This window comes from Tsukamurella pseudospumae, from assembly GCF_001575205.1.
Lineage (GTDB): Bacteria > Actinomycetota > Actinomycetes > Mycobacteriales > Mycobacteriaceae > Tsukamurella > Tsukamurella pseudospumae.
In genome coordinates, this window is the sequence record NZ_LSRE01000034.1 from 128911 (window position 1) to 150686 (window position 21776).

The 21776-nt window shown below is 71.7% G+C and carries 19 protein-coding genes; 9 read left to right on the top strand and 10 right to left on the bottom strand.

The genetic code is table 11. The features are described 5' to 3' along the window. Position 1: 1 nt before the first annotated feature. Positions 2–730: a LysR family substrate-binding domain-containing protein gene (locus AXK61_RS17045; protein ID WP_068746447.1), complete on the bottom strand. Its 729-nt coding sequence runs from the start codon at positions 728–730 to the stop codon at positions 2–4. A gap of 29 nt (positions 731–759) precedes the next feature. Between AXK61_RS17045 and AXK61_RS17050 the strand changes: the two genes are divergently transcribed. The 3 genes from AXK61_RS17050 to AXK61_RS17060 all read left to right on the top strand — a co-directional run bounded on the left by AXK61_RS17050 (position 760) and on the right by AXK61_RS17060 (position 3397). Further along, positions 760–1146, top strand: a complete 387-nt coding sequence (locus AXK61_RS17050; RefSeq protein ID WP_068572908.1) for a DUF5997 family protein — start codon at positions 760–762, stop codon at positions 1144–1146. Between the two features lie 81 nt (positions 1147–1227). Beyond that, on the top strand, positions 1228–2823 hold the full coding sequence (locus tag AXK61_RS17055; protein ID WP_068746448.1) for a class I adenylate-forming enzyme family protein: 1596 nt from the start codon (positions 1228–1230) through the stop codon (positions 2821–2823). A 109-nt stretch (positions 2824–2932) separates the two neighbouring features. Beyond that, a complete protein-coding gene (locus tag AXK61_RS17060) occupies positions 2933–3397 on the top strand; it encodes an SRPBCC family protein (RefSeq protein ID WP_068746449.1) in 465 nt (154 codons plus the stop codon). Here AXK61_RS17060 and AXK61_RS17065 read toward each other — a convergent pair. Continuing rightward, entirely contained in the window at positions 3358–3837 is a 480-nt protein-coding gene (locus AXK61_RS17065) for a hypothetical protein (protein ID WP_197466850.1), read from the bottom strand. The two genes, AXK61_RS17060 and AXK61_RS17065, sit on opposite strands and share 40 nt — an antisense overlap. A gap of 162 nt (positions 3838–3999) precedes the next feature. On the opposite strand from AXK61_RS17065, the gene AXK61_RS17070 reads away from it, so the two are divergent. Both AXK61_RS17070 and AXK61_RS17075 read left to right on the top strand, forming a co-directional pair. Further along, positions 4000–5172, top strand: a complete 1173-nt coding sequence (locus AXK61_RS17070) for a sensor histidine kinase (protein ID WP_156485726.1) — start codon at positions 4000–4002, stop codon at positions 5170–5172. Beyond that, positions 5160–5804 carry a response regulator transcription factor gene (locus AXK61_RS17075; protein ID WP_068746451.1) on the top strand — a complete coding sequence of 215 codons (645 nt, stop codon included), beginning with the start codon at positions 5160–5162 and terminating at the stop codon, positions 5802–5804. The genes AXK61_RS17070 and AXK61_RS17075 overlap by 13 nt, the downstream gene beginning before the upstream one ends. A gap of 1 nt (position 5805) precedes the next feature. Here AXK61_RS17075 and AXK61_RS17080 read toward each other — a convergent pair whose 3' ends face one another. The 5 genes from AXK61_RS17080 to AXK61_RS17100 form a co-directional block, all read right to left on the bottom strand. Then, a complete protein-coding gene (locus AXK61_RS17080; protein ID WP_068746452.1) occupies positions 5806–8301 on the bottom strand; it encodes a DEAD/DEAH box helicase in 2496 nt (831 codons plus the stop codon). Between the two features lie 33 nt (positions 8302–8334). Then, entirely contained in the window at positions 8335–9303 is a 969-nt protein-coding gene (locus AXK61_RS17085; RefSeq protein ID WP_068746453.1) for an alpha/beta fold hydrolase, read from the bottom strand. Between the two features lie 74 nt (positions 9304–9377). Next, positions 9378–10355 carry an alpha/beta fold hydrolase gene (locus tag AXK61_RS17090; RefSeq protein WP_068746454.1) on the bottom strand — a complete coding sequence of 326 codons (978 nt, stop codon included), beginning with the start codon at positions 10353–10355 and terminating at the stop codon, positions 9378–9380. Continuing rightward, positions 10352–11284, bottom strand: a complete 933-nt coding sequence (locus AXK61_RS17095) for a proteasome assembly chaperone family protein (protein ID WP_068746455.1) — start codon at positions 11282–11284, stop codon at positions 10352–10354. Before AXK61_RS17095 ends, AXK61_RS17090 begins: the two co-directional genes overlap by 4 nt. 108 nt (positions 11285–11392) lie before the next feature. Further along, positions 11393–11818 carry a MarR family winged helix-turn-helix transcriptional regulator gene (locus tag AXK61_RS17100; protein ID WP_068572760.1) on the bottom strand — a complete coding sequence of 142 codons (426 nt, stop codon included), beginning with the start codon at positions 11816–11818 and terminating at the stop codon, positions 11393–11395. Between the two features lie 40 nt (positions 11819–11858). On the opposite strand from AXK61_RS17100, the gene AXK61_RS17105 reads away from it, so the two are divergent. After that, on the top strand, positions 11859–12680 hold the full coding sequence (locus AXK61_RS17105) for an alpha/beta fold hydrolase (RefSeq protein WP_068746456.1): 822 nt from the start codon (positions 11859–11861) through the stop codon (positions 12678–12680). Positions 12681–12711: 31 nt separating this feature from the next. Here AXK61_RS17105 and AXK61_RS17110 read toward each other — a convergent pair whose 3' ends face one another. Beyond that, the gene (locus AXK61_RS17110; protein ID WP_231855591.1) at positions 12712–14601 is read right to left on the bottom strand and encodes an APC family permease; all 1890 of its coding nucleotides are present in this window, start codon (positions 14599–14601) and stop codon (positions 12712–12714) included. Positions 14602–14827: 226 nt separating this feature from the next. Here AXK61_RS17110 and AXK61_RS17115 point away from each other — a divergent pair, with 226 nt between their 5' ends. Continuing rightward, a complete protein-coding gene (locus tag AXK61_RS17115) occupies positions 14828–15883 on the top strand; it encodes a DUF4192 domain-containing protein (RefSeq protein ID WP_082778075.1) in 1056 nt (351 codons plus the stop codon). Between the two features lie 4 nt (positions 15884–15887). Here the strand turns inward: AXK61_RS17115 and galE are convergent, their stop codons facing one another. Then, entirely contained in the window at positions 15888–16874 is a 987-nt protein-coding gene (gene galE / locus AXK61_RS17120) for a UDP-glucose 4-epimerase GalE (protein WP_068572752.1), read from the bottom strand. 6 nt (positions 16875–16880) lie between these two features. Continuing rightward, positions 16881–17564 (bottom strand): metal-dependent transcriptional regulator, encoded by a 684-nt coding sequence (locus AXK61_RS17125; protein WP_068572750.1) that lies wholly within the window; start codon positions 17562–17564, stop codon positions 16881–16883. A gap of 115 nt (positions 17565–17679) precedes the next feature. Between AXK61_RS17125 and AXK61_RS17130 the strand changes: the two genes are divergently transcribed. Both AXK61_RS17130 and AXK61_RS17135 read left to right on the top strand, forming a co-directional pair. Continuing rightward, positions 17680–18909 carry an acetoin utilization protein AcuC gene (locus tag AXK61_RS17130; RefSeq protein WP_068572748.1) on the top strand — a complete coding sequence of 410 codons (1230 nt, stop codon included), beginning with the start codon at positions 17680–17682 and terminating at the stop codon, positions 18907–18909. Positions 18910–19017: 108 nt separating this feature from the next. Continuing rightward, on the top strand, positions 19018–21759 hold the full coding sequence (locus AXK61_RS17135; protein ID WP_197466851.1) for a bifunctional acetate--CoA ligase family protein/GNAT family N-acetyltransferase: 2742 nt from the start codon (positions 19018–19020) through the stop codon (positions 21757–21759). Positions 21760–21776 lie beyond the last annotated feature (17 nt).

Genomic DNA, 21776 nt, shown 5'->3' on the forward strand with positions numbered 1-21776 from the left:
CTCAGCGGCGGGTCCGCTTGCCGGGCTTGCCCTTCGACCCCGTCGACTTCTTCCCGGCGGCTGCGCGCGCCGCCTGCTTGGCCAACGTCTTCTCCCGGGCCGTGCGCTTGGGGGCGGGTTCCGCCTGTCCCCGTGAGGAACCCGCCTTCCGGCCGCGGACGACGCCGATGAACTCCGCGACCGCGTCGGACTGCTCGCCGGTGGGGAAGGCCAGCACGACGGGTGAGGGCGGGGCGTCCGTGATGGGCCGGTAGGTCAGGTCCTTGCGGTGATGCAGGCGCGCCAGCGACTGCGGCGCGATCAGCGCGCCGAGCCCGGCCGCGACGAGTTCGACGGCGTCCGCGGTGGTCTCGGGCCGGTGTTCGATCAGCGCGCCGGGGGCGCCGTCCCAGTGCAGCGCGTCGTCGAGCGGCAGGAGGGTCGGCTCGCCGTCGAGGTCGCCGGCGGTGAGTTCGTCGGCCGCCGCGGTGTGGTGCTCCTGCGGGACGACGGCGACCACCTGCTCCTCGTACAGGGCGATGACGGCGAGGCCGGTGGTCTCGGTGGGCAGGCGCAGCAGCGCCACGTCGACGGTGCCCTCCCGCACCGCGTCCGCTGCGCTCCCCGCCCCGACGGGCACGAGCTCGAGCCGGACGTCCGGGTGGCGCTCGCCCCAGATGCGGGCCCACTTGGCGGGCGTGGCGCCGGGGACGTAGCCGAGCCGCAGGACCGGCGGGAGCGAGGAGGTCACTCCTGGAGGTTACCGATAGGCTGATGGTCATGAGCAGGCAGAACACGCAGTCCATGAAACCGGCCACCGCGGCGAAGAAGTTGGACGTGTACCTGCCCGCGACGCCGCCGGCGTTCCAGGAGTCCTCCGTCACCCGCGCGGAGCTCGCTGCGCTGCAGGCGGATCCGCCGCAGTGGCTCACCGATCTCCGCAAGCACGGCCCGCATCCCAAGAATCTGGTCGCGTCCAAGCTGGGGGTGTCGATCTCCGGCCTGGCAAGGGGCGGGGTCGAGGACGCGCTGACCACCGAGCAGATCGACGCGATCATCGCGGAGAATCCGGAGTGGCTCGCCACGGAGCGCGCGAGCTACCAGGTGGTCCTGCGCGAGGAGCGGCGCGTGAAGTCGCTGCACCAGGATCGCGCCCGCCGCGACTGATCCGGTGGTCATCGGCCCGCCGGTCGAGGCGGATCCCGCGGACTGACCGCGTACGGCCGCGGCGCGTGACACGCTCGATCCGTGGCGGATGAACAGGTGCTCGCAGCAGCGGAATCGGGGGTCGCGGAGGTCATCGCGCGGTGGGCGCGTGACGCTCCGGATCGCGCCTTCCTCCTCACCGATGCCGGTGTCCTCGGTTACCGCGCGGTGGACGAGGGTGCCCGTGAGGTGGCGGAGGCACTGCTCGCGGTGGGGATCGACGCGGGGGACCGGGTCGCGGTCGCCGCGCCCAACTGCACCGAGTGGATACTGCTGTGGCTCGCGACCGCGAAGATCGGTGCGGTCCTGGTGACGCTCAACGTGGTCTACCGCGAGCAGGAGTTCGAATACATGCTCGGGCAGTCGGGCGCTCGCCTGCTGGTGTGCGCGGCGGAGGCGCGCGGCTACGACTTCGTCGCGATGCTCGCCGCGATGCGCGACCGGATCCCCGGCGTCGAGGGCATCGTCTTCCTCGCAGACGGTGACGGTGCCGGCGACCTCGCGGCGGTGTCCGGCGCCCTCTCCTGGCCCGAATTCGTCGCCGGCGGTCGCGGTGGCCGAGCAGGAGCGCCGCCCGCATCCGCCGTCGGCGCGGCGCCGGCGGTGATCCTCTACACGTCCGGCACCACCGGGGCGCCCAAGGGGGCCGTCCTCACCCAGGGCGGAATCCTGGCATCCGCGGCCGGCGAGGCGGAGCGGTTCGATCTCATCGGCACGGACGTGATCCTCGGGCACATGCCGCTCAACCACGTGGGAGGGCTGACCTGCACGATCGCCGCCGCCGCGGTCGCCGGCGCAGCCGTTGCCCTGGTCCCGGGATTCCACCCGGAGCAGAGCCTCGACGCCGCGGCCTCGCGTCGCGTGACGGTGCTGGTCGGCGTGCCCACCATGTACACGCTCATGCTCGGCGGCATCGGCGATCGGGACCTGAGCGCCGTCCGGCTGTGTGTGGTCGGCGGGGCGAACCTGGAACCCGCTCTGGCCCAGCGGATGCGGCAGGCATTCCCGGGCGTGCGGATCGCGAACCTGTACGGCGCGTCGGAGGCCTCCGGGGCGTGCATCGTCTCGGCCGCCGACGACGGGCCGGAACTGATCGCCACATCGATCGGGACGCCTCTGGCCGGTGTGCGGGTGCGCGTCGTCGGGCCCGACGGTGCGCCGGTCCCGCCCGGCGCGGACGGGGAACTGCAGGTGCGCGGACCGTCGGTGGCGGCGGGCTACTGGGGCATGCCCGAGGCGACCGCTGCCGCGTTCGGCGCGGACGGCTGGCTCGCGACGGGAGATGTCGCCGTGCTCTCCGAGGACGGCCATGTCGCCCTGCGCGGCCGCCTCAAGGAGATGTACGTGCGCGGCGGGTACAACGTCTACCCCGCCGAGGTCGAGAACTTCGTGGGCGGACTCGCGGGCGTCGCGATGGTGGCCGTGATCGGCGTTCCGAACGCGGTGTACGGCGAGACCGGCCGGGCCTTCGTGGTTCCGGCGCGCGGCGCCGAGATCGAGCCCGATGTGATCCGGGAGGCCTGCCGCGCAGCGTTCGCCGCGTACAAGGTGCCGGACGAGGTACTCGTCGTGGACGCGCTACCGCTGACACCGGCGGGGAAGATCCGCAAGGCGGTCCTGCCGACCGGCGAGGTCTGAGCACGGGGCCCGTGCGAAGTGCCACGGGCACGGGCGTCCATGTGTACGCTGTGAACATGGCGTGCGGAGCCGACGCTCGCCGTGGAGACACCGGAGAGAGTGAGTCACCATGTCCGAGCGAATGTCCACCACCCGCGTCATCGCCGCGAGCCCCGATCGGGTCTTCGCCGTCCTCGCCGATCCCGCGCGCCACGAGGACATCGAGCCCACCGATTGGGTCCGCGACGCCGTTGACACCGCCGCGCTCGATCACGTCGGGCAGATGTTCTCGGTGAACATGTACCTGGAGCAGGCGGGCGGCGATTACGTGATGGAGAACAAGGTCACCGACTTCGAACGCGACCGCGTCATCGGCTGGCTGCCGGGGACGAGTCGGGAGGGTCAGTGGCAGGCGGGCGGATGGTGGTGGCGGTACGACCTCGCCCCGTCGGGGAACGGCACCGAGGTGACCCTGACCTACGACTGGACCGACACCCCGCAGTCCTTCCGGGACTTCGTCGGCGCCATGCCGCCGTTCCCGCCGGAGTACCTCGATCAGTCGCTCGAGGCCCTGGACCGGCACATCTCCGGGTAGGCGTCGTCGCACCGCATCGCGATCCGGGCGCACGCAACGGCGAGTGGTAGCTCCGCACACACCGCCATCGCGAGCGCGACGGCGAACTCACTCCCGGCGGCGGCGGTCGTCACGTCGAACCAGGCGTCGGCGAGGAGGAGCGTGCCCGTCGCCGCGGCGGCCTGTCGCGCACGCGGATCGTCGAGGAGGAGGAGGGCGCCCGTCGTCAGCAGTCCCAGGGCCTCCAGCGCATCGAGACCGACCCACGCGAGTGGCCAGTGCCGCACGGTGGTGGTGGCCGGCAGGGTCGTGCCGAGAACCACCAGCCACGGCGTCAGCGCCGCACCCGCGGCGAGCAGGACGGCGGCGACCCCACGTCCACGGGGCCGGCCGTCGACGGGCGTGACGTCGACGGGTGTGCTGGTGGCGGCGGGGCGCCGGACGGCGGACGGGGTGATCACGATGTGGCTCCTTCGACGGAAACGACTGTCTCCCCAGCCTCGTCGTGGGAGCGCCGGATCTCGCCGGTGCGAGTAGGCCTCTCGACGGTGACCCTCACATCCCCCGGAACAGGGATGCCAGCATGCTGGTCGCGGTCGCCGCGGCGGACATACGGTGAGAACATGTCCCGTCCCACCTGGCCCAACACCGTCGCCGCGATGCCCCTGCACGCCGTCGTGGTGGCCGTGATCGTCGCGCCCTGGGTGTCGCTCCCCGCGAAGCTGCCCGTCGCCACGCTCGCCCTCCTGGCCGTCCCGGTCGTCGTGCCGGTGGTGGCCTCGCCCGTCCTGACCGCCGCGCACCGCTCCCGACTCGCCCGCGTCGGTGTCGTGATCCCGCCCTCGCGCGACGAGCGGGTGTGGCGATCGATGGCGCGGTTGCGGCAGTTGGGCTATCACGTCCTGGTCGGTCCGCTGCTCCTGCTGGCCCTCCTCGCCGTGATCGCGGGGTGGCTGCTGGTGGTCGTCGGCGGCACGAGCCTGCTCTGGATGTGGGTGCGTCCCGCCGGCGGGCTCCCGCACTCCGTCTGGGAGGCGTGCGCGTGGACGGTCGCCGCTGTCGTCGGCGGCGCACTGCTGTGGTGGGCGACGCCGCTCCTGCCGGTCGTCGACGCACGTTGTGCGGCAGTCCTTCTCGGCCCCGGCGACGGCGAGCGGCTCAGCCGGCGGGTGGACGACCTCACCGAGAGCCGAGCGGGCGTGGTCGAGGCCGCCGACGCCGAACGTCGGCGACTCGAACGGGACCTGCACGACGGCGTGCAGCAGCGCCTCGTCTCCCTCGCCGTGAACCTCGGGGTCGCGCGTGCCACGCTCGCCGACCTGCCCGAGCCCGCCCGAGCGGTCCTCGACGACGCGCACGACCAGGCCAAGCTCGCGATCGCCGAACTCGGGCACCTCGTGCGGGGCCTGCACCCGCCGGTGCTCGAGGATCGGGGCCTCGACGCCGCCCTGTCCGGACTCGCCGGGACCGCGGCGATCCCCGTCGACCTGACGGTGCGGCTGCCGTACCGGCCCGACCCCGCGGTCGAGGCCGTGGCGTACTTCGTGGTCTCCGAGGCTCTGACCAACGTGATCAAGCACGCGCACGCCACCCGCGCGGGTGTGGTCGTCGACGGCGGCCCGGAGACGATCGTCGTGACCGTCGAGGACGACGGTGTCGGCGGTGCGGATCCGTCCGGCGGGACCGGCCTGGCCGGGCTGGCCCGTCGGGTGGCGTCGGTCGACGGTGACCTGCGGGTCACGAGCCCGCCGGGTGGCCCGACCACGGTGCGGGCGGAGCTGCCGTGCGTGCGGTGATCGCCGAGGACTCGGTCCTGTTGCGCGTGGGCCTGGCGCAGGTGCTCGGGTACGCGGGATTCGACGTCGTCGCCGAGGTCGGCGACGGGGCGGCGCTGATCGCAGCCGTGGAGCGGCACCGGCCCGACATCGCCGTCGTCGACGTGCGAATGCCTCCGGGCTTCCGCGACGAGGGGGTCCGCGCAGCCCTGGAGATCCGGCGCGAGTCGCCCGGTACCGCGGTCGTGCTGCTGTCCCAGTACGTCGAGGAGCGCTACGCGGGCGAGCTCCTGGCGACCGAGACCGCGGGTGTGGGGTACCTGCTCAAACAGCGCGTGGCGGACGTCGACGAGTTCGCCGAGACGCTGCGCCGCGTCGCCGCCGGGGGCACCGCCCTCGACCCCGAGGTCGTGGCGCAGCTGCTGGTGCGGCGCGACCGCGATCCGCTGGCCCGGCTCACGACGCGTGAGCGGGAGGTGTTGGAGCAGATGGCGAGTGGGCGCTCGAACGCCGGGATCGCGGCATCCCTCGTGATCACGGAGCGCGCCGTCGCCAAGCACATCAACAGCATCCTCGCGAAACTGGACCTGCCGCCCGCGGACAGCGACCATCGGCGGGTGCTCGCCGTGCTGCAGTACCTGGGTGCGCTCTGACTCAGCCCGAGACGACCTCGACGTCCACGAGCACGACATCGCCGCGGTCGTCGGACGCCGGCAGGTCGACCACGGCGGTGATCGCCCAGCCGTGGTCGCCGTCGGGATCGGCGATCGTCTGCCGCACCTTCCACGCGCGGGGCATGGAGGTGTCGAGCGAGAACAGCTGCGGCCCACGGGCGTCGGCGCCCGTCTCGATGTCGTCGTAGTCCTCGTAGTAGTCGTCGAAGGCGGCGTACCAGTCGACACCGGGGTCCATCGCGTCGAGCAGGTCGTACTCCTCCTCGGCGACGAGCTGCACCCGGCGGAACATGGCGTTCCGCACCATCACCGCGAAGGCGCGCTCGTCGGAGGTCAGCGAGGTGGACCGCCCGATCTCCGGCGCGGAGGCGTGCGCCTTCACCGGATCCGGCGAGGTCATCTCCTCCCACTCGTCCACGAGCGAGCTGTCCACGTACCGCACGAGGGCGCCCAACCAGGCGATGTAATCCTCGAGTTCCGGCGTGCGCGCCGCCTCCGGGACGGTGTGCCGCAGCGTCTTGAAGGCGTCTGAGAGGTACCGCAGCACGGCCCCTTCGGAGCGGCCGAGCTGGTACTTCGAGACCAGGTCGTTGAAGGTCATCGCGCGCTCGATCATCTCGCGCACCACGGACTTCGGCGACAGCTCGAACTGCGTCACCCACGCGTGACCCGCCGCGTAGGTCGCGAACGCGGGCACGAGGACGTCCTCGAGGGGCTTCGGGTAGGTCACGTCCTCGAGCAGCGCCATCCGCTCGTCGTAGTCGATGCCGTCCGCCTTCATCTCCGCGACGGCCGCGCCGCGCGCGGCGTTCTGCTGTGCCCGCAGCACGGGCCGCGGATCGTCGAGCACCGACTCGATCACCGAGATGACGTCGAGTGCGTAATCGGGCTCCTCGGGATCGAGCAGCTCGAGCGCGGCCAGCGCGAAGGGTGCGAGGGGCTGATTCAGAGCGAAATCGGGCTGCAGGTCGACGGTGAGCCGCACGTGCCGGCCGAACCCGTCGGGCTCGGCGAGCTTCTCCACGACGCCGCCGGACTGGAGGCCGCGGAACAGGGTGATCGCGGTGCGGATGTGGCGCAGCTGATTGCGCCGGGACTCGTGGTTGTCCTCCAGTAGGTGCCGCATCGAGGAGAAGCAGTTCTCCGGCCGGGCGATCACGTTGAGCAACATCGAATTGGTCACGGAGAAGCGGGAAGTGAGTGGCTCCGGGTCCGCGGCGACCAGCTTCTCGAAGGTGGCCTTCCCCCAGGAGACGAAGCCCTCCGGCGGCTTGCGGCGCTGGACGCGCTTGAGCTTCGCCGGGTCGCCGCCCGCCTTCGCCTCGCGACGCGCGTTCTCGATCTCGTGGTCCGGCGCCGCCACGACGACGGTGCCCATCGTGTCGAATCCGGCGCGGCCCGCGCGGCCGGCGATCTGGTGGAACTCGCGCGCGCGCAGGTGGCGGGTCCGCGTACCGTCGAACTTGGTCAGGCCCGTCAGGTAGACGGTGCGGATGGGCACGTTGATGCCGACGCCGAGCGTGTCGGTGCCGCAGATGACCTTGAGCAGGCCCTCCTGGGCGAGCTTCTCGACGAGGCGTCGGTAGCGGGGGAGCATGCCCGCGTGGTGCACGCCGATACCGGACCGGATCAGCCGCGAGAGGGTCTTGCCGAAACCCGTGGTGAACTGGAAGTCGCCGATCGCTTCCGCGATCTCCGCCTTCTGCTCCTTGGAGGTGAGCGGCAACGACATCAGTGCCTGCGCGCGTTCGGCCGCGGCCTGCTGCGTGAAGTGCACCACGTACACGGGCGCCTGGTGCGTCGTGACCAGCTCCACGATCTGGTCCTGGACGGCCATGGTCGAGTACGAGAAGTGCAGCGGCACGGGGCGTTCCGCACCTGCCACGAGCACGGTCTCCCGGCCGGTGCGCCGCGTGAGGTCCTCCTCGAAGAACGACGTGTCACCGAGCGTGGCCGACATGAGGATGAACTGCGCGTGCGGCAGCTCGATCAACGGCACCTGCCACGCCCAGCCGCGGTCCGGCTCCGAGTAGTAGTGGAACTCGTCCATGACCACCTGCGCGATGTCCGAGTCCTTCCCCTCGCGCAGCGCGAGGTTCGCCACGATCTCGGCGGTCGCGCACACGATCGGCGCGTCGGCGTTGACCGCCGCATCGCCGGTCACCATGCCCACCTTCTCGGTGCCGAAGACCTCACAGAGGGCGAAGAACTTCTCGCTGACCAGCGCCTTGATCGGCGCGGTGTAGTACGTGCGCCGGCCCTGCGCGAGCGCCGCGAACTGGGCGCCCATCGCCACCAGGGACTTCCCGGAACCGGTGGGAGTGGCGACGATGACGTTCGCGCCCGAGCACGCCGCGATCAGCGCCTCCTCCTGTGCGGGGTAGAGCTCGATGCCACGGCCGGTGGTCCAGTCGAGGAAGGCCTCGAAGACCGCATCCGCCGTCGGGTCGGACGGGAGCAGGTCGGTGAGGTTCACTCATCTGATTCTACGGACCGTCATCGCGGCTGTTCAGCCCAGCTCCCGCGCGGGAGGGACGACGGTGACGCCCGCCGCCCCGCGCAGGCCGTCGCGGAGGTGCGTGCGCGCCAGGCGGGCGGGCTCGGTCGACGCGAGGAAGTCGGTGAGCACGTCCAGGAACCGATCCGGTGCCTCTGTCATCGGGAAGTGCCCGACGCCGTCGAACACCTCCACGCGCGCCTCGGGCAGCGCCGCGCGCAGCACCTCGGCATGGGCCGAGGGGATGATGGAATCGTCCGCACCCCAGGCGATCAGAGTCGGCACCCGTGCGGTCAGATAGCAGCGATCGCGCATCGTGACGACCTGACCGCGGAGGTCGACCACCGATCGCAGCGTGCGCGAGAAGGCGTGCGGTGAGGCGGTGTTCGGCATCCGGTCGAGGGCGCGACGCAGTTGCACCGCGTCGGCGCGCAGGGGGCCCGGCAGTGCGGCGGTCGCGAGCAGCGCGCCTGCCAGGACCTGCTTCGCGCCCGGAAGGGCGGTGAGTGCGACGATCTGCTCGGCGAACGGCAGCGACAGCAGGCGCAGGAGCGGCGAGACGTCGTGATCCACACCGCCGGGGGCCACGAACGCGATCCGCTCGACCATCTCCGGGTACTGGTACGAGAACTGGCCCGCCACACCGCCGCCCAGGGAGTGGCCCACGATCGTCACCCGGTCGATGCCGAGGTAGCACAGCAGATCCCGCATCCCGTTGGCGAACGCGGACACCGAGTAGTCCGCACGCGGTCGATCGGAGAGGCCGTGCCCCAACAGGTCCGGCGCGATCACGGTGTACCGGTCGGTCAGTCGCTCCATCACCGGTTCCCAGACCAGGGAGTTGTCCCCGATGCCGTGCAGGAGCAGCAGCGCGGGGCCGCTGCCGCCGATCCGGTAGGCGCGACGGTGGCCGTGGATCGTGGCGAAACACAGGTCGGGCGCGTACGGGCGCGCCCGGAACGGCAGGATCTCGGGACTCATCACGGCCTCCTCACAGCGTCTGCACTGCGCTGTGAAGTGTGCGCGGGCCGCGTTACGTGCGGCGGCGCCGTCGGTTACGCGGGCGTTTCGACCTCGACCTCGACCTCGACCTCGACCTCGACCTCGACCTCGACCTCGACCTCGACGTCGAGGGCGACATCGCGGCGCAGTGCGTTTTGCAGGTCGTCCTGCGTGAGGCGTGCGGGCACCGTCGAATCGACGAACTCGGTCAGGACGCGCAGGAAGCGCTCCGGATCCGTCCGGAACGGGAAGTGGCCGGCACCGTCGAACACCTCCAGGCGGGAGGCGGGCAGTGCGGCGTGCAGCAGGTGCGCGTGCTCGACGGGGATGATCGGATCGTCGGAACCCCACACCACCAGTACCGGCACGGAATCGGCGATGTAGGTCCGGTCCAGCATCGTCACCACCTGGCCCGACGGGTCGACGACGGCCCGCAGCGTGCGCGCGAAGGCGCGGGGCGTTCCCGCGTGCGGCAGGCCCGTGAGGACCCGGGCGCACTCGGCGTTGTCGACGAACAGTTTCAGCGGGACCCGGCCGAGGAGTCCCAGGGCCGCATTGGTGACCGGCAGCACGCCCGGCAGCGCCAGCGAGCGGATCGCGACCTCCGAGAGCGGCAGCGAGACCGCGCGCAGCACCGGCGAGACCGATCGGGTCACGCCGCCCGTGTTCACGAAGACGAGCCGCTCGACCATCTCCGGGAACTGGTAGGTGAACTGGCCGGCGATGCCGCCGCCGAGGGAGTGGCCGACCAGAGTGGCCCGCTCGACGCCGAGGTAGAGCAGCAGATCACGCATGGCGTTGGCGAACGCGGGCAGCGAGTAGTCGGCGCGCGGCCGGTCGGAGTCCCCGTGGCCGAGGAGGTCTGGCGCGATCACCGTGTAGTCCTCGGCGAGCCGCTCGAACAGCGGCTCGAAGGTCGAGGAGTTGTCGGCCATGCCGTGGATCAGCAGGAGCGCGGGCCCGCTGCCGCCCATCCGGTACGCCCGACGGTGACCGTGGATCAGCGCCGTCCGCCGGCGCACCGTGGTCACGGATTCTCGCCGTTCTCGCCCTCGTCGCCGGCCTGCTCCGCGAGGAAGGCCTCGAACTCGCTCGCCAGGTCGTCACCGGTCGGGATCGCCTCGCCGTCGGCGATGAGCAGCTCGCGCGGCTGCGCAGCGGCCTCGTCGTACTGCTGCTCGAGGGTCTCGACGACCGAGGAGATCTCGGCGCTGGACGAGACCTGCGCGTCGATCTGCTCGCGCAGCTCGGCGGCCTCGACGGGGAGCTCACCGTCGGGCAGGTCGAGCCCGACGGTGCTGCGCAGCGCGCCCAGCATGCCGAGCACGGCCTCGGGGTAGTCGTTCTGCGCCAGGTAGTGCGGCACGTGGACCGACAGGCCGACGGTGTCGTAGCCCTTGTCGGCCATCCGCAGCTCGAGCATCCCCGCCGCGGTGCCGGGCAGCCGCATCGTGCCCTCCCACGACCGGATGCCCTCGCGCAGGTCGGGATTGTTGCCGTGCGCGGTGACCGGCACCGGACGGGTGTGCGGCACTGCCATCGGGATCGCGTGCAACCCGACCACGGTGCGCACGCCGAACCGCTCGGCGAGGCCCGCGACGGCGCTGACGAAGCCGTTCCAGCGAAGATCCGGCTCGGCGCCGGCGAGCAGCAGGAAGGGCGTGCCCGCGGTGTCGCGGATCGCGTAGAGGTTGAGCTCGGGCTCCTCGACGCCGGTGAATCCGTCCTCGAAGGTCATGGAGGGGCGGCGGGAGCGGTAGTCGATCAGCTCGTCGACGTCGAAGGACGCGACCAGCTCCGCGGAGAGGTTCTGCTTGAGGTGCTTGCGCAGCAGACCCAGGGCGTGCCCCGCGTCGGCGTAGCCGTCCAGCGCGTGTACCAGCACGGGCCCGTTGCCGTCGGTGTCCGACACCGTGGGGCCCGGGAACTCCAGCTCGTACATGTGGGACTGCTCGTCCATGCCACTACCTCCGTCACCGTGCTCCTCCGCGAGGAGGAACCATCAGTTTTTCACAGAGGAACAACTTCCCGGCGGTTGTCCCGATTCCCCGGTCACGCGTGTTTCTGCTCACGGCGGATTCGTCGATCCGAGGAAACGCGCCACCACCTGCGCCTCCGCGGGGGAGAGGGCGGCGGCCGCGGCCCGGATCGGGCCGAGGAAGGCCCGGAAGAAGCCCTCCCCGAGCGTGCGCGCCCGATCGGTGACGGTGAGCCGCACGCGTCGTCGGTCCGCCGGGTCCGGGGCGCGTCCGACGAGGCCCGCCGCGGCGAGCCGGTCGACCAGCGCCGTGCAGGCCGCCGAGCTCAGGCCCAGTTCGCCGGCGAGGACGCCCGGGGTGGCGGATTCGCCGGCCCGCTCGAGGTCGAGCAGCGCGATGAGGGCGCGGACGTCCGTGCCGCCCAGCGCGTGCCGCGCGCCGAAGGCCGCGATCTCGTCGTCCCAGCGCACTGCCGCGGCGCGCAGGGCGTGCACGAGGTGCTCGTTGTCGCTCACGGCTCGAACCTATCAGGTAGCTTGATAGTCAAATATCTCGATGATCGAGAGGAATGGCATGGGTGAGGACGTCGAGAGCGCGTACGACGCGGTGGTCCGGGACTGGGGAGTCCCCGTGCGGCGGGTCGTCGTCGACGGTGCGCTGGCCCGGACCCGGGTCCTGATCGCGGGCGACGACGCCGCCTCGCCCCTGCTGTGTCTGCCGGGTGGCGGGGACACCGCCGCCTCCTGGTGCGCGCAGGCCGCTGGACTCGTGCGCTCGCACCGCGTCATCGCCCCGGATCTCCCCGGGGACGTCGGCGGCAGTGCGCGGACGGGCATGCGGACACACGATGACCTGCCGGGCTGGGTCGACGAGGTGCTCGACGGCGTCGGTGCCGGGAAAGTCCGGGTGCTCGCGCACTCGTACGGCGCGCAGATCGCCGTCGCCCATGCCGCGGCGCATCCGGAACGGGTCGTCGGGCTCACCCTGCTCGATCCGACCGGCGTGTTCGTCCCGCTCAAGCCCACCACGGTGCTCCGAGCGCTCCCACTGCTCGCGGCACCGTCGGGCGGACGACTCCGGGCGTACCGGCGATGGGAGACGAGGGGGCACTGGCCGCCGTGCCCCGCGTTCGGGGAACTGGCCGAACTCGCAGCCGGCGGGCCACGCCCGCAGCTGCTCGTGCCGAAGCGGCCGCGCCCCGTCGACCTGGACGTGCTCGCGGACCTGCCGGGCGGGGTCACGGTCGTCGTCGGGCTGCGCAGTCGGTACCACGACGGCGCGGCCCTGGCGCGCACCGTCGGGCAGCGGTACCCGTGGATGCGGGTCGAGACGCTGCCCGTGTCGCACCACCAACTGCCCTTCGCCTACCGGCCCTGACGCGCCCCGCGGCACCCGCGCCGGGCACGGGTCAGGAGACGTGCACCGTCGGGCGGCGCTTGGCGTCGTGCTCGGCCTGCCGGAGCACCTCGTGGCAGACCGCGGCGACCTCGCCCGAGCCCTCCACGAGGTACTTGCCCATGTTGAGCACGGGATTCATCTCCGACCACTGGAAGTAGACCTCGGGCACCACGCCGGTCTCGTCGCGGATGTAGAGCAACACCGCGGCGATGGTGTTGGCGATGCTGCCCGAACGGACCTTGAGCAGGCGGTACCCGAACTTCTCGATGCCCCGGACCTCCAGATCCTCCTCGAAGTCCGAGGAGTCGCGCGGCCACACCTCGAGCAGGATCACCCGCGACCGACCCGGGATGTGCCCGAACTTGCGCTCGGCCCGCACCTTGTCGCGGTACTCCTTCTTGGTGTCCACGTCGGGCTCGTGGGAGACGATCCGGATGGCGTGCTGGGCGGCGGCGTCGTCGCGGATGAACTCCAGGGCCTTCTCGTCGAAGGTGATCGACGAGGCGCGGAGCTCGAACGAGCGGCGGACGCGCGAGCCGATGGAGACCACCGCGATGGCGAGGATGAACAGCGCCGCGATCCGCACACCGTCGGGCCGCTCGATGATGTTGTCGATCGTCGTGTAGACGAAGACCGCGGAGATGAGCCCGAAGGCCCACGTTGCGACGGTCTGCCGCTTGCGCCGGGCGGAGATGGTCACCGCGATCGCGGCGGAGGTCATCAGCACCAGGACGCCGGTCGCGTAGGCGCCGCCCTGGGCGTTCACGTCGGCTTCGAAGATCAGGACGATGACGAGGGCGATCACCGTGAGCACCACGACCAGCGGCCGGACGGCGGAGGCCCACCGCGGCGCCATGCCGTAGCGCGGCAGGTAGCGGGGCACCAGGTTGAGCAGGCCGGCCATCGCGGACGCGCCCGCGAACCACAGGATGGCCACCGTCGAGACGTCGTAGACGGTGCCGAAGCCGTTCCCGAGGTACTCGTGCGCGAGCCAGGCGAGGGCGCGGCCGTTGGCCTTGCCGTCGGGCTCGAACTCCTTCGCCGGGATGAGGATCGTGGTCGCGAAACTGGAGGTCGCGAGCAGCACGCTCATGATGACGGCCGCGGTGGTGAGCAGGCGGCCGGTGTCGCGGATCCGCTTCGCCGGGTACTCGGGTGCGTCGTTCGGGTCGCCCTTGATCTGCGGCATCACGGCGACGCCGGTCTCGAAGCCGGACAGGCCGAGCGCGAGCTTCGGGAACACCACCAGGGCGACGGCGATCACCATGAGCGGGTTCGAGTGCTGGGCCCACAGCAGGTCCTGCCAGTCGACGATCCGCTGCGGCCGCTCGGCGACGTGCCACAGGGCGACGATGATCGTCACGACGTTGAGCGCCAGGTAGATGGTCACCAGCACGACCGCGGTGCCGATCGCCTCCCGGAACCCCTTGAGGAAGACCAGCCCCAGAAGCAACACCAAGCCCAGCGTGATCGGGATGTTCGCGCCGTGGAAGAACGAGGGGACGAGCGGATTCTCGACGATGTGCTCGGCCGCGTCCGAGGACGAGAGCGTGATGGTGATGATGAAGTCGGTGGCCGCGAAGCCCAGGAGGACCAGCACGAACAACTTGCCGCCCCACCACGGCAGGAGGCGCTCGAACATCGCCAGCGAGCCCGAACCGTTGAAACTCTCCCGCGACACCCGCTTGTAGACCGGGAGCGCGCCGAACAGGGTCAGGGCGATCAGCACGAGCGTCGCGATCGGCGAGACCACGCCGGCCGCGATGAACGCGATGGCCGGCTGGTAGCCGAGGGTCGAGAAGTAGTCGACGCCGGTCAAGCACATGACCTTCCACCACGGCTGCGGATGCTCCGCGTCGCTCGCGTGGGGGCCGACGTGCGTTCCCGCCCGTTCGGACATGCCGCTGAGGAACCAGTCCCGGGTGCGGTCCGAGAACCGCGGTAAGCCGATCACGCGGTTCACAGTAGCCCGCGCGGATGCGGGGCGTCGGCCGCCCGGCGGGTGGTGTCCGGTACGGGCGGTCCTGTGGAGGAACCGCAGCGCACAGAACGTTTCATAACCACAGTGGGGAGCAGTGCCGCGCGGGCGCCGGAACCCGTCGCCGGTCTCCGCGAGCATTCCCCGCATGACGAATCGACGCACGACCACGGCCATGAAGATCGACTCCGTCGGCGACCTGCTCGCCGCCGTTCCCGCCCTGCTGGGGTTCTACCCGGACCACTCGGTCGTGCTGCTCGCGCACGACGAGGTGACGGGGCGGATCGGTGCCACGGCGCGCATCGACCTGGGACTCACCAAGGCGGGCGATCTGCGCAAGGACTGCCGCCGGCACCTCGGTGAGGCGGTGCGCCTGCTCCGGATCCAGGGCGCCGACCGCGTGTTCTGCGTGGTGGTCGACGATCGGCCGCTGGTCCGGGCCACCCCTGCGCTTCTCCAGGTGCTGCAGCAGCACGCCCGGTCCCGGAGCCTCGCGGACCCCGACCTCGAGATCGAGGACGTGATGCTGCTGCCGCGGGTGGCCGCAGGGGAGCGCTGGGTGTGCCGGCACGGGGAGAGCGGCGCCGTCCCGGACCCGGAGACCTCACCGGTGATGCTGGCCGCGCTGGTCGAGGGCCGCACGGTTCACCGCTCGCGGGCGGCGCTCACCGATCTGCTGGCGGAGGAGGGGCCGGGCGTCGTCGCCGACCGCTGCCGGGACGCCGCGGCGTTCGAGGCGGACGATGATCCCGGGGAGCTGCTCGCGGCGATCGTCGCCGCAGCGACGGGCCAACGATCGGCCGAGCTCACGGACGCCGATGTCGCGCTGCTCGGCGGCGCGCTGCTCGACCTGCAGGTGCGCGATGCCGCGATGGCGTTGGCGCTCACGGTGATCGCCGACGAGGCGCGGCTCCTGTTCGCGGAACTCGCCCGGCGGCTGCGGGGCACACCGCGTGCGGCCGCGGCCACTCTCGTCGCGGCGTCGGGCTATCTCCGCGGTGACGGTCCGCTCACGGGTATCGCCCTCGACGCAGCGCTGGCCGCGGACCGCGGTTACCGGGCCGCCCGGCTCCTGGCTACCGCGTTCGGTGCCGGACTGCACCCGTCCGAGATGTCCGAGGCGGCGGAGCTGGGGGTCGCGATGGCCCGCAGGCTCGGCGTCGAGCTGCCTCCGCGGGACGCGGAGTTCACGCTGGCGGGTTGACCAGTCAGGCGCGGCGGGCGGCGTGGGCCCGGTCGCCCAGCGCCTGCGTGTACGCCCACGCATCGGCGACGATGCCGCGCAGGTCGGTGTGCTCGGGCCGCCAGCCCAGCGCATCGATCGCGCGCTGTGAGGACGCCACGAGCACCGCGGGATCACCGGCGCGCCGGTCCGCCGCGATCTCGGGGATGTCCCGGCCCGTGACCTCGCGGCACGTGTCGATCACCTGGCGCACCGAGAAGCCCTCGCCCGAGCCGAGGTTGAACACCTCGTGCTCGCCCTGGCGGGCGTGGTCCAGCGCCAGCACGTGCGCCTCGGCCAGGTCCTTGACGTGCACGTAGTCGCGGACCGCCGTGCCGTCGGTGGTCGGGTAGTCCGCGCCGAACACCGCGATGTCCTTGCGCTGGCCCAGCGCGGTCTGCAGCACCAGCGGGATCAGGTGCGTCTCGACCTCGCGGTTCTCGCCGAAACCGCCGTAGCTGCCGGCCACGTTGAAGTACCGCAGCGACACGGCCGCCAGGCCGTACGCGGTGGCGTAGGACGTGATCGCCGCGTCGATCGCGAGCTTCGTCGCACCGTAGGTGTTGGTGGGGGCGGTGCGGGTGTCCTCCGTGATCGGCACCGACTCCGGCTCGCCGTAGGTGGCGGCGGTCGACGAGAACACCAACCGGGGCACGCCGGCGGCCAGCATCGCGTCGAGCAGCGACAGGGTGGTCACCACGTTGCCCTGCCAGTACATGTGCGGATGCGACACGGACTCGCCCACCAGCGACTTGGCGGCGAAGTGCAGCACACCGTCGAACTCGCCGTCGGCGAGCAGGGGGCGCGCGGCCTGCGCCACATCGCCTTCGACGAAGGTCGCGCCCGCAGGCACGGCGTCGCGGTTGCCGGTGCTGAGGTCGTCGATCACCGTGACCTCGTGGCCCCGCTCGAGCAGCACCTGCGTGCACACGCTGCCCACGTAGCCGGCGCCGCCGGTCACCAGGAGCTGCACGGCGACCTAGACCGCCTCGACGAAGACGGCGTGGGCCATCTCGTCGGGCAGCTCGAAGTCCTCGTGCCCGGCCACCGAGATGACCACCGCACCGCGCTGCACGGTGACCGAGACGCGTGCGTCCGGCACTACGCCCGCCTCGCGGAAACGCGCGATCAGATCGGTGTCCGCCTGCACGTGTTCGGCGAGGCGTTTGATCACCACGGCGGAGGGCCCGCCCTGCGGCAGGTCGGTGAGGCGGGCGGGGCGCGCGGGTTCGTTGCCGATCGCCACGCCGAGCTCGCCGAGCCCCGGGATCGGGTTGCCGTAGGGCGAGGTGGTGGGGTTGCCCAACACCTCGAGCAGGCGGCGCTCCACGTCCTCGCTCATCACGTGCTCCCAGCGGCACGCCTCGGCGTGCACGTTCTCCCACTGCAGGCCGATCACGTCCACCAGCAGCCGCTCGGCGAGCCGGTGCTTGCGCATCACCGCGATCGCGAGCTGACGACCCTTCTCGCTGAGCTCGAGATGGCGGTCGCCCGCCACCCGGACGAGCCCGTCGCGCTCCATGCGCTGCACCGTCTGCGACACCGTGGGGCCACTCTGCTCGAGGCGCTCCGCGATCCGCGCCCGCAGGGGAACGACGCCCTCCTCCTCGAGCTCGTAGATGGTCCGCAGGTACATCTCGGTGGTGTCCACCAGATCGTTCACGTATCCAGCTCCTTATCGTCGCCGCAAGCTTAACCGAGGCGGCGCCCCGCCATCCTGACTAAAGGTTACCTAACTTCGGCGCGTCCCACGGACGCAACGACTAGGGTCGTCAGCCATGGCACGGTTCCCCGACTCCCAGGTGGTCTGGGATCCCTCGGTCCTCGACTACCGCTTCTCCCACTCCCACCCGATGGATCCGGTCCGGCTGCACCTGACGATGGAGCTCGCGCGGATGCTCGGGGTGCTCGACGGGGTGGAGGTGGTGGCGCCGCGCGGGTTCGACGCCATCGAGCTCGGGCGTGCCCACACCGACGACTACCAGGCGGCGGTCCGGGTCGCGGGGTCCGGTCGCTCGCGGATCGACCTCACCGGATACGGCCTCGGGAACGACGACAACCCCGTGTTCCTGCACATGCACGAGGCGGCGGCGAGCCTCGTGGGCTCCACCCTCACGGGGGCCAGGGCGATCGCCGGCGGCGCCGCCACACGGGCCGTCAACATCGCCGGCGGCATGCACCACGCGATGCGCACGCACGCCTCCGGGTTCTGCATCTACAACGATGCGGCCATCGCGATCTCGTGGCTGCTGGACAACGGCTTCGACCGGATCGCCTACATCGACATCGACGCCCACCACGGCGACGGGGTGCAGGCGCAGTTCTGGAACGACCCGCGCGTGCTCACGGTGTCCCTGCACGAGGACCCACAGCACCTGTGGCCGAACACCGGCTACCCCACGGAGCTCGGCGGACCCGAAGCGCGCGGCACCGCGATCAACGTCCCGGTGCCCGCCTTCTGCCCGGACGGCCTGTGGCTGCGGGCCTTCCACGCGGTCGTCCCCTCGGTGGTCCGCGAGTTCCGGCCGCAGCTGATCGTGAGCCAGTGCGGCTGCGACTCCCACGCGAGCGATCCGCTCACCGATCTCTCGCTCACCGTCGACGGCCAGCGCGCAGCGATCCTCGCGATGCGTGACCTGGCCGACGAGCTGTGCGACGGGCGCTGGCTCGCGGTCGGAGGCGGCGGCTACCAGCTCGTGCAGGTGGTGCCCCGCGCGTGGACGCACCTGATCGGGGCGGTCGTCGGCGTCGACATCGCGCCGGAGACGCCCATCCCCGACGAGTGGCGCGACCTCGCGGGCGCCCTACCGACCGATCAGGTGGGCGCGGTCGGGACGCTGCCCGAGACGATGGGCGAGGGCGGCGACACCTCCTTCACCCCCTGGGAGCCGTCGTCGTTCGACCCGGCGGCGCCCACGCTGGACGCCACCGCCGACCGCTTCATCGCCCGCGCCCGTTCCGCTGTTTTCCCCCTCCACGGTTTGGATCCGGAGGACCCCCGTGACTGACCTGTTCCCTCCCGCAGTTCGCACTCCGGGCCTCGATCCGGAGGACCCCCGTGACTGACGTGTTCCCTGCCGCACTTCGCACTCCAGGACCCGACCCGGAGGATCCCCGTGACTGACGAGACCCCGCTGTACCCGTCCGGCCCCGCGACCGATCCGTTCCCCGCGCCGGGCCTGCACTCCAACGCCGGTCCCTACGAGTTCCCGGTGCACTGGGTGGCCGACGTCCTCGCCTCCGACGGAGGCGTCGTGCACCTGCGGCCCGTGGTTCCCGACGACGCCGACGCGATGGTGGAGTTCCACGCCGGCCTGTCCGAACGCACCCGGTACCTGCGCTACTTCGGTCCCTACCCGGTGATGCCGCCGCGCGATGTCGCGCGGATGACCACCGTCGACCACGAGCAGCGCGTGTGCCTGCTCGCGATCCTCGGAGGCAAGGTGATCGCCGTGGGGCTCTACGAGGGCCTCGCGGACGCGGGCAAGCCGACCTCGGCGGAGGTCGCGTTCGTCGTCGCGGACGAGCATCAGGGGCGGGGCCTCGGCCCGATCCTGCTCGAGCATCTCGCGGGCGCCGCCGCGGAGAACGGCTTCCACCGCTTCGAGGCGGAGGTGCTCGCCGAGAACCGCTACATGGTGGGCGTGTTCAAGGCCGCCGGATACGAGCTGCGGCGCAGTTTCGACGGCAGCGTCGTGCACGTCGAGTTCGGCATCGACCCGACGGAGGCGCTGGTCGCCGTGCGCAACGCGCGCGAGCTCGCGTCCGAGGCGCGCAGTGTGAGCAACGCGTTGCGGCCCACCTCGATCGCCGTCATCGGCGCCTCGGCGACGCCCGGCAAGGTCGGACACGCGGTGCTGCGCAACATCATCGCCGGTGATTTCGCGGGTCCCGTCTATCCCGTGCACCCCGAGCGGCGCTCGGTCGCCGGGATCCGGGCCTACGAGTCCGTGCGCGACATCCCCGACCAGGTCGACCTCGCAGTGGTCGCGGTGCCGGCCGACAATATGGACCAGGTGCTCGACGACTGCCTCGCCAAGGACGTCCGGACCCTGCTCGTCGTCTCGTCGGGCTTCTCGGACGCGGGCGGGCGCGGCAAGGAGTCCGAGCAGCGGTTGCTCTCGGCGGTGCGCTCGCACGGCATGCGGCTGATCGGACCGAACGCGCTCGGCGTCGTCAACACCGACCGGGAGGTGCGGCTCAACGCGACGCTGGCCCCCGTCGTACCCGGCCGTGGCAACGTCGGATTCTTCTGCCAGTCCGGCGCTCTGGGGATCGCCATCCTCGACACCGCGGCGAAGCGCGGCGTGGGCCTGACGACCTTCGTCTCGGCCGGCAACCGCGCCGACGTGTCCGGCAACGACGTGCTCCAGTACTGGGACACCGACGACTCCACCGAGGTCGTGCTGCTCTACCTGGAGAGCTTCGGCAACCCGCGCAAATTCGGCCGTATCGCGCGCCGCCTGGCGCGGCAGAAGCCGATCGTCGCGGTGCACCGGGGTGGGATCGACGTCGACCGGCGCCGGCGCGGATCGGAGGCGCTGTTCGAGAACTCCGGTGTGGTGCAGGTCGATTCGATCCCGGAGCTGTTCGACTGCGCGACCTTCTTCAGCTATCAGCCGCTGCCGGCGGGACCGCGGGTCGCCGTCATCGGCAATTCGACGGCGCTGGGGATCCTCGCCACGCACACCGGGATCCGGGAGGGGCTCGACGTCGCGCAGCCCGTCGACCTCGGCGCCGCCGCCACCCCGGAGGAGTTCGGGGCCGCCATCGATGCGGCGCTGGCCGACGATGCGGTGGACGCGATCATCGCCGTCTTCGTGCCCCCGGTCGAAGCGCCGCCGGAGGCCCACGCCGCCGTGCTGCTCGAGGCGTCGCGGAAGCTGATCAAGCCGATCGTCTCGACCTTCCTGGCCTTCGACGGCGTCACGGAGTTGCTCGCCGCCACCGACGAGCACGGGGTGCGGGTGCGCGGCTCCGTCCCGTCGTACCCCGAGCCCGAGCGGGCGGCGCGGGTCCTGGCCCACGGCTGGCGGTACGCGCAGTGGCGCGCCCGCCCCGTCTCGGACACCGCGCGTCCCGAGGGCACCGACGTGGAGACCGCTCGTACCAGGGTGCGGGAGTGGCTTCCACCGCTGGGGACCGACGGTGCGCCCGACGCCGCCGGGAACGCCGCAGGCGGGCCCGTCACGCTGACCTTCGAACGGAGTGCGGAACTGCTGCGGCTCTACGGGATCGACGTGGTGCCCTTCGAGGTCGCGTCGTCCGCCGACGACGCGGTCTCCGCGGCGGAACGCCTCGGCTATCCGGTCGCGGTCAAGGCGATGGGGGAGCGCTGGCGCCTGCGGGCCGACCTCGCCGCGGTCCGATTGGACCTCACCGGGCCGCAGGCCGTCGCCGACGCGTTCCGGGAGCTGACGGATGCCACCGGCGAGACGACGCTGCACGTGCAGCGTATGGCGCACAAGGGGATCGGCTGCGCCGTCGGGTACGAGAACGACCCGCGGGTCGGCCCGCTGCTGTCCTTCGGGCTCAGCGGAGCGGTCCCGGAGCTCCTGGGGGACAGGGCGTACCGTCTGCTCCCGCTGACGGACGCCGCGGCGCAGGACCTGATCACCGCTACCCGGTCGGCGCCGCTGCTCGACGGCTTCGCGGGTGAGGCGGGCGTCGATCGCGCCGCCCTCACCGATGTGATCACACGCCTGGCCGCCCTGGCCTACGAGGTGCCGGAGATCGCGTCCATCGACTGCCAGCCGATCCTCGCGACCACGGACGGGGCGTCCGTGCTGTCCACGGTGATCCGGATCGGGCACGCCGACGACGTCCTCGCCCAACAAGCGGAACCGCGCCGGCTGTAGCAGCCGACGCGGTTCCT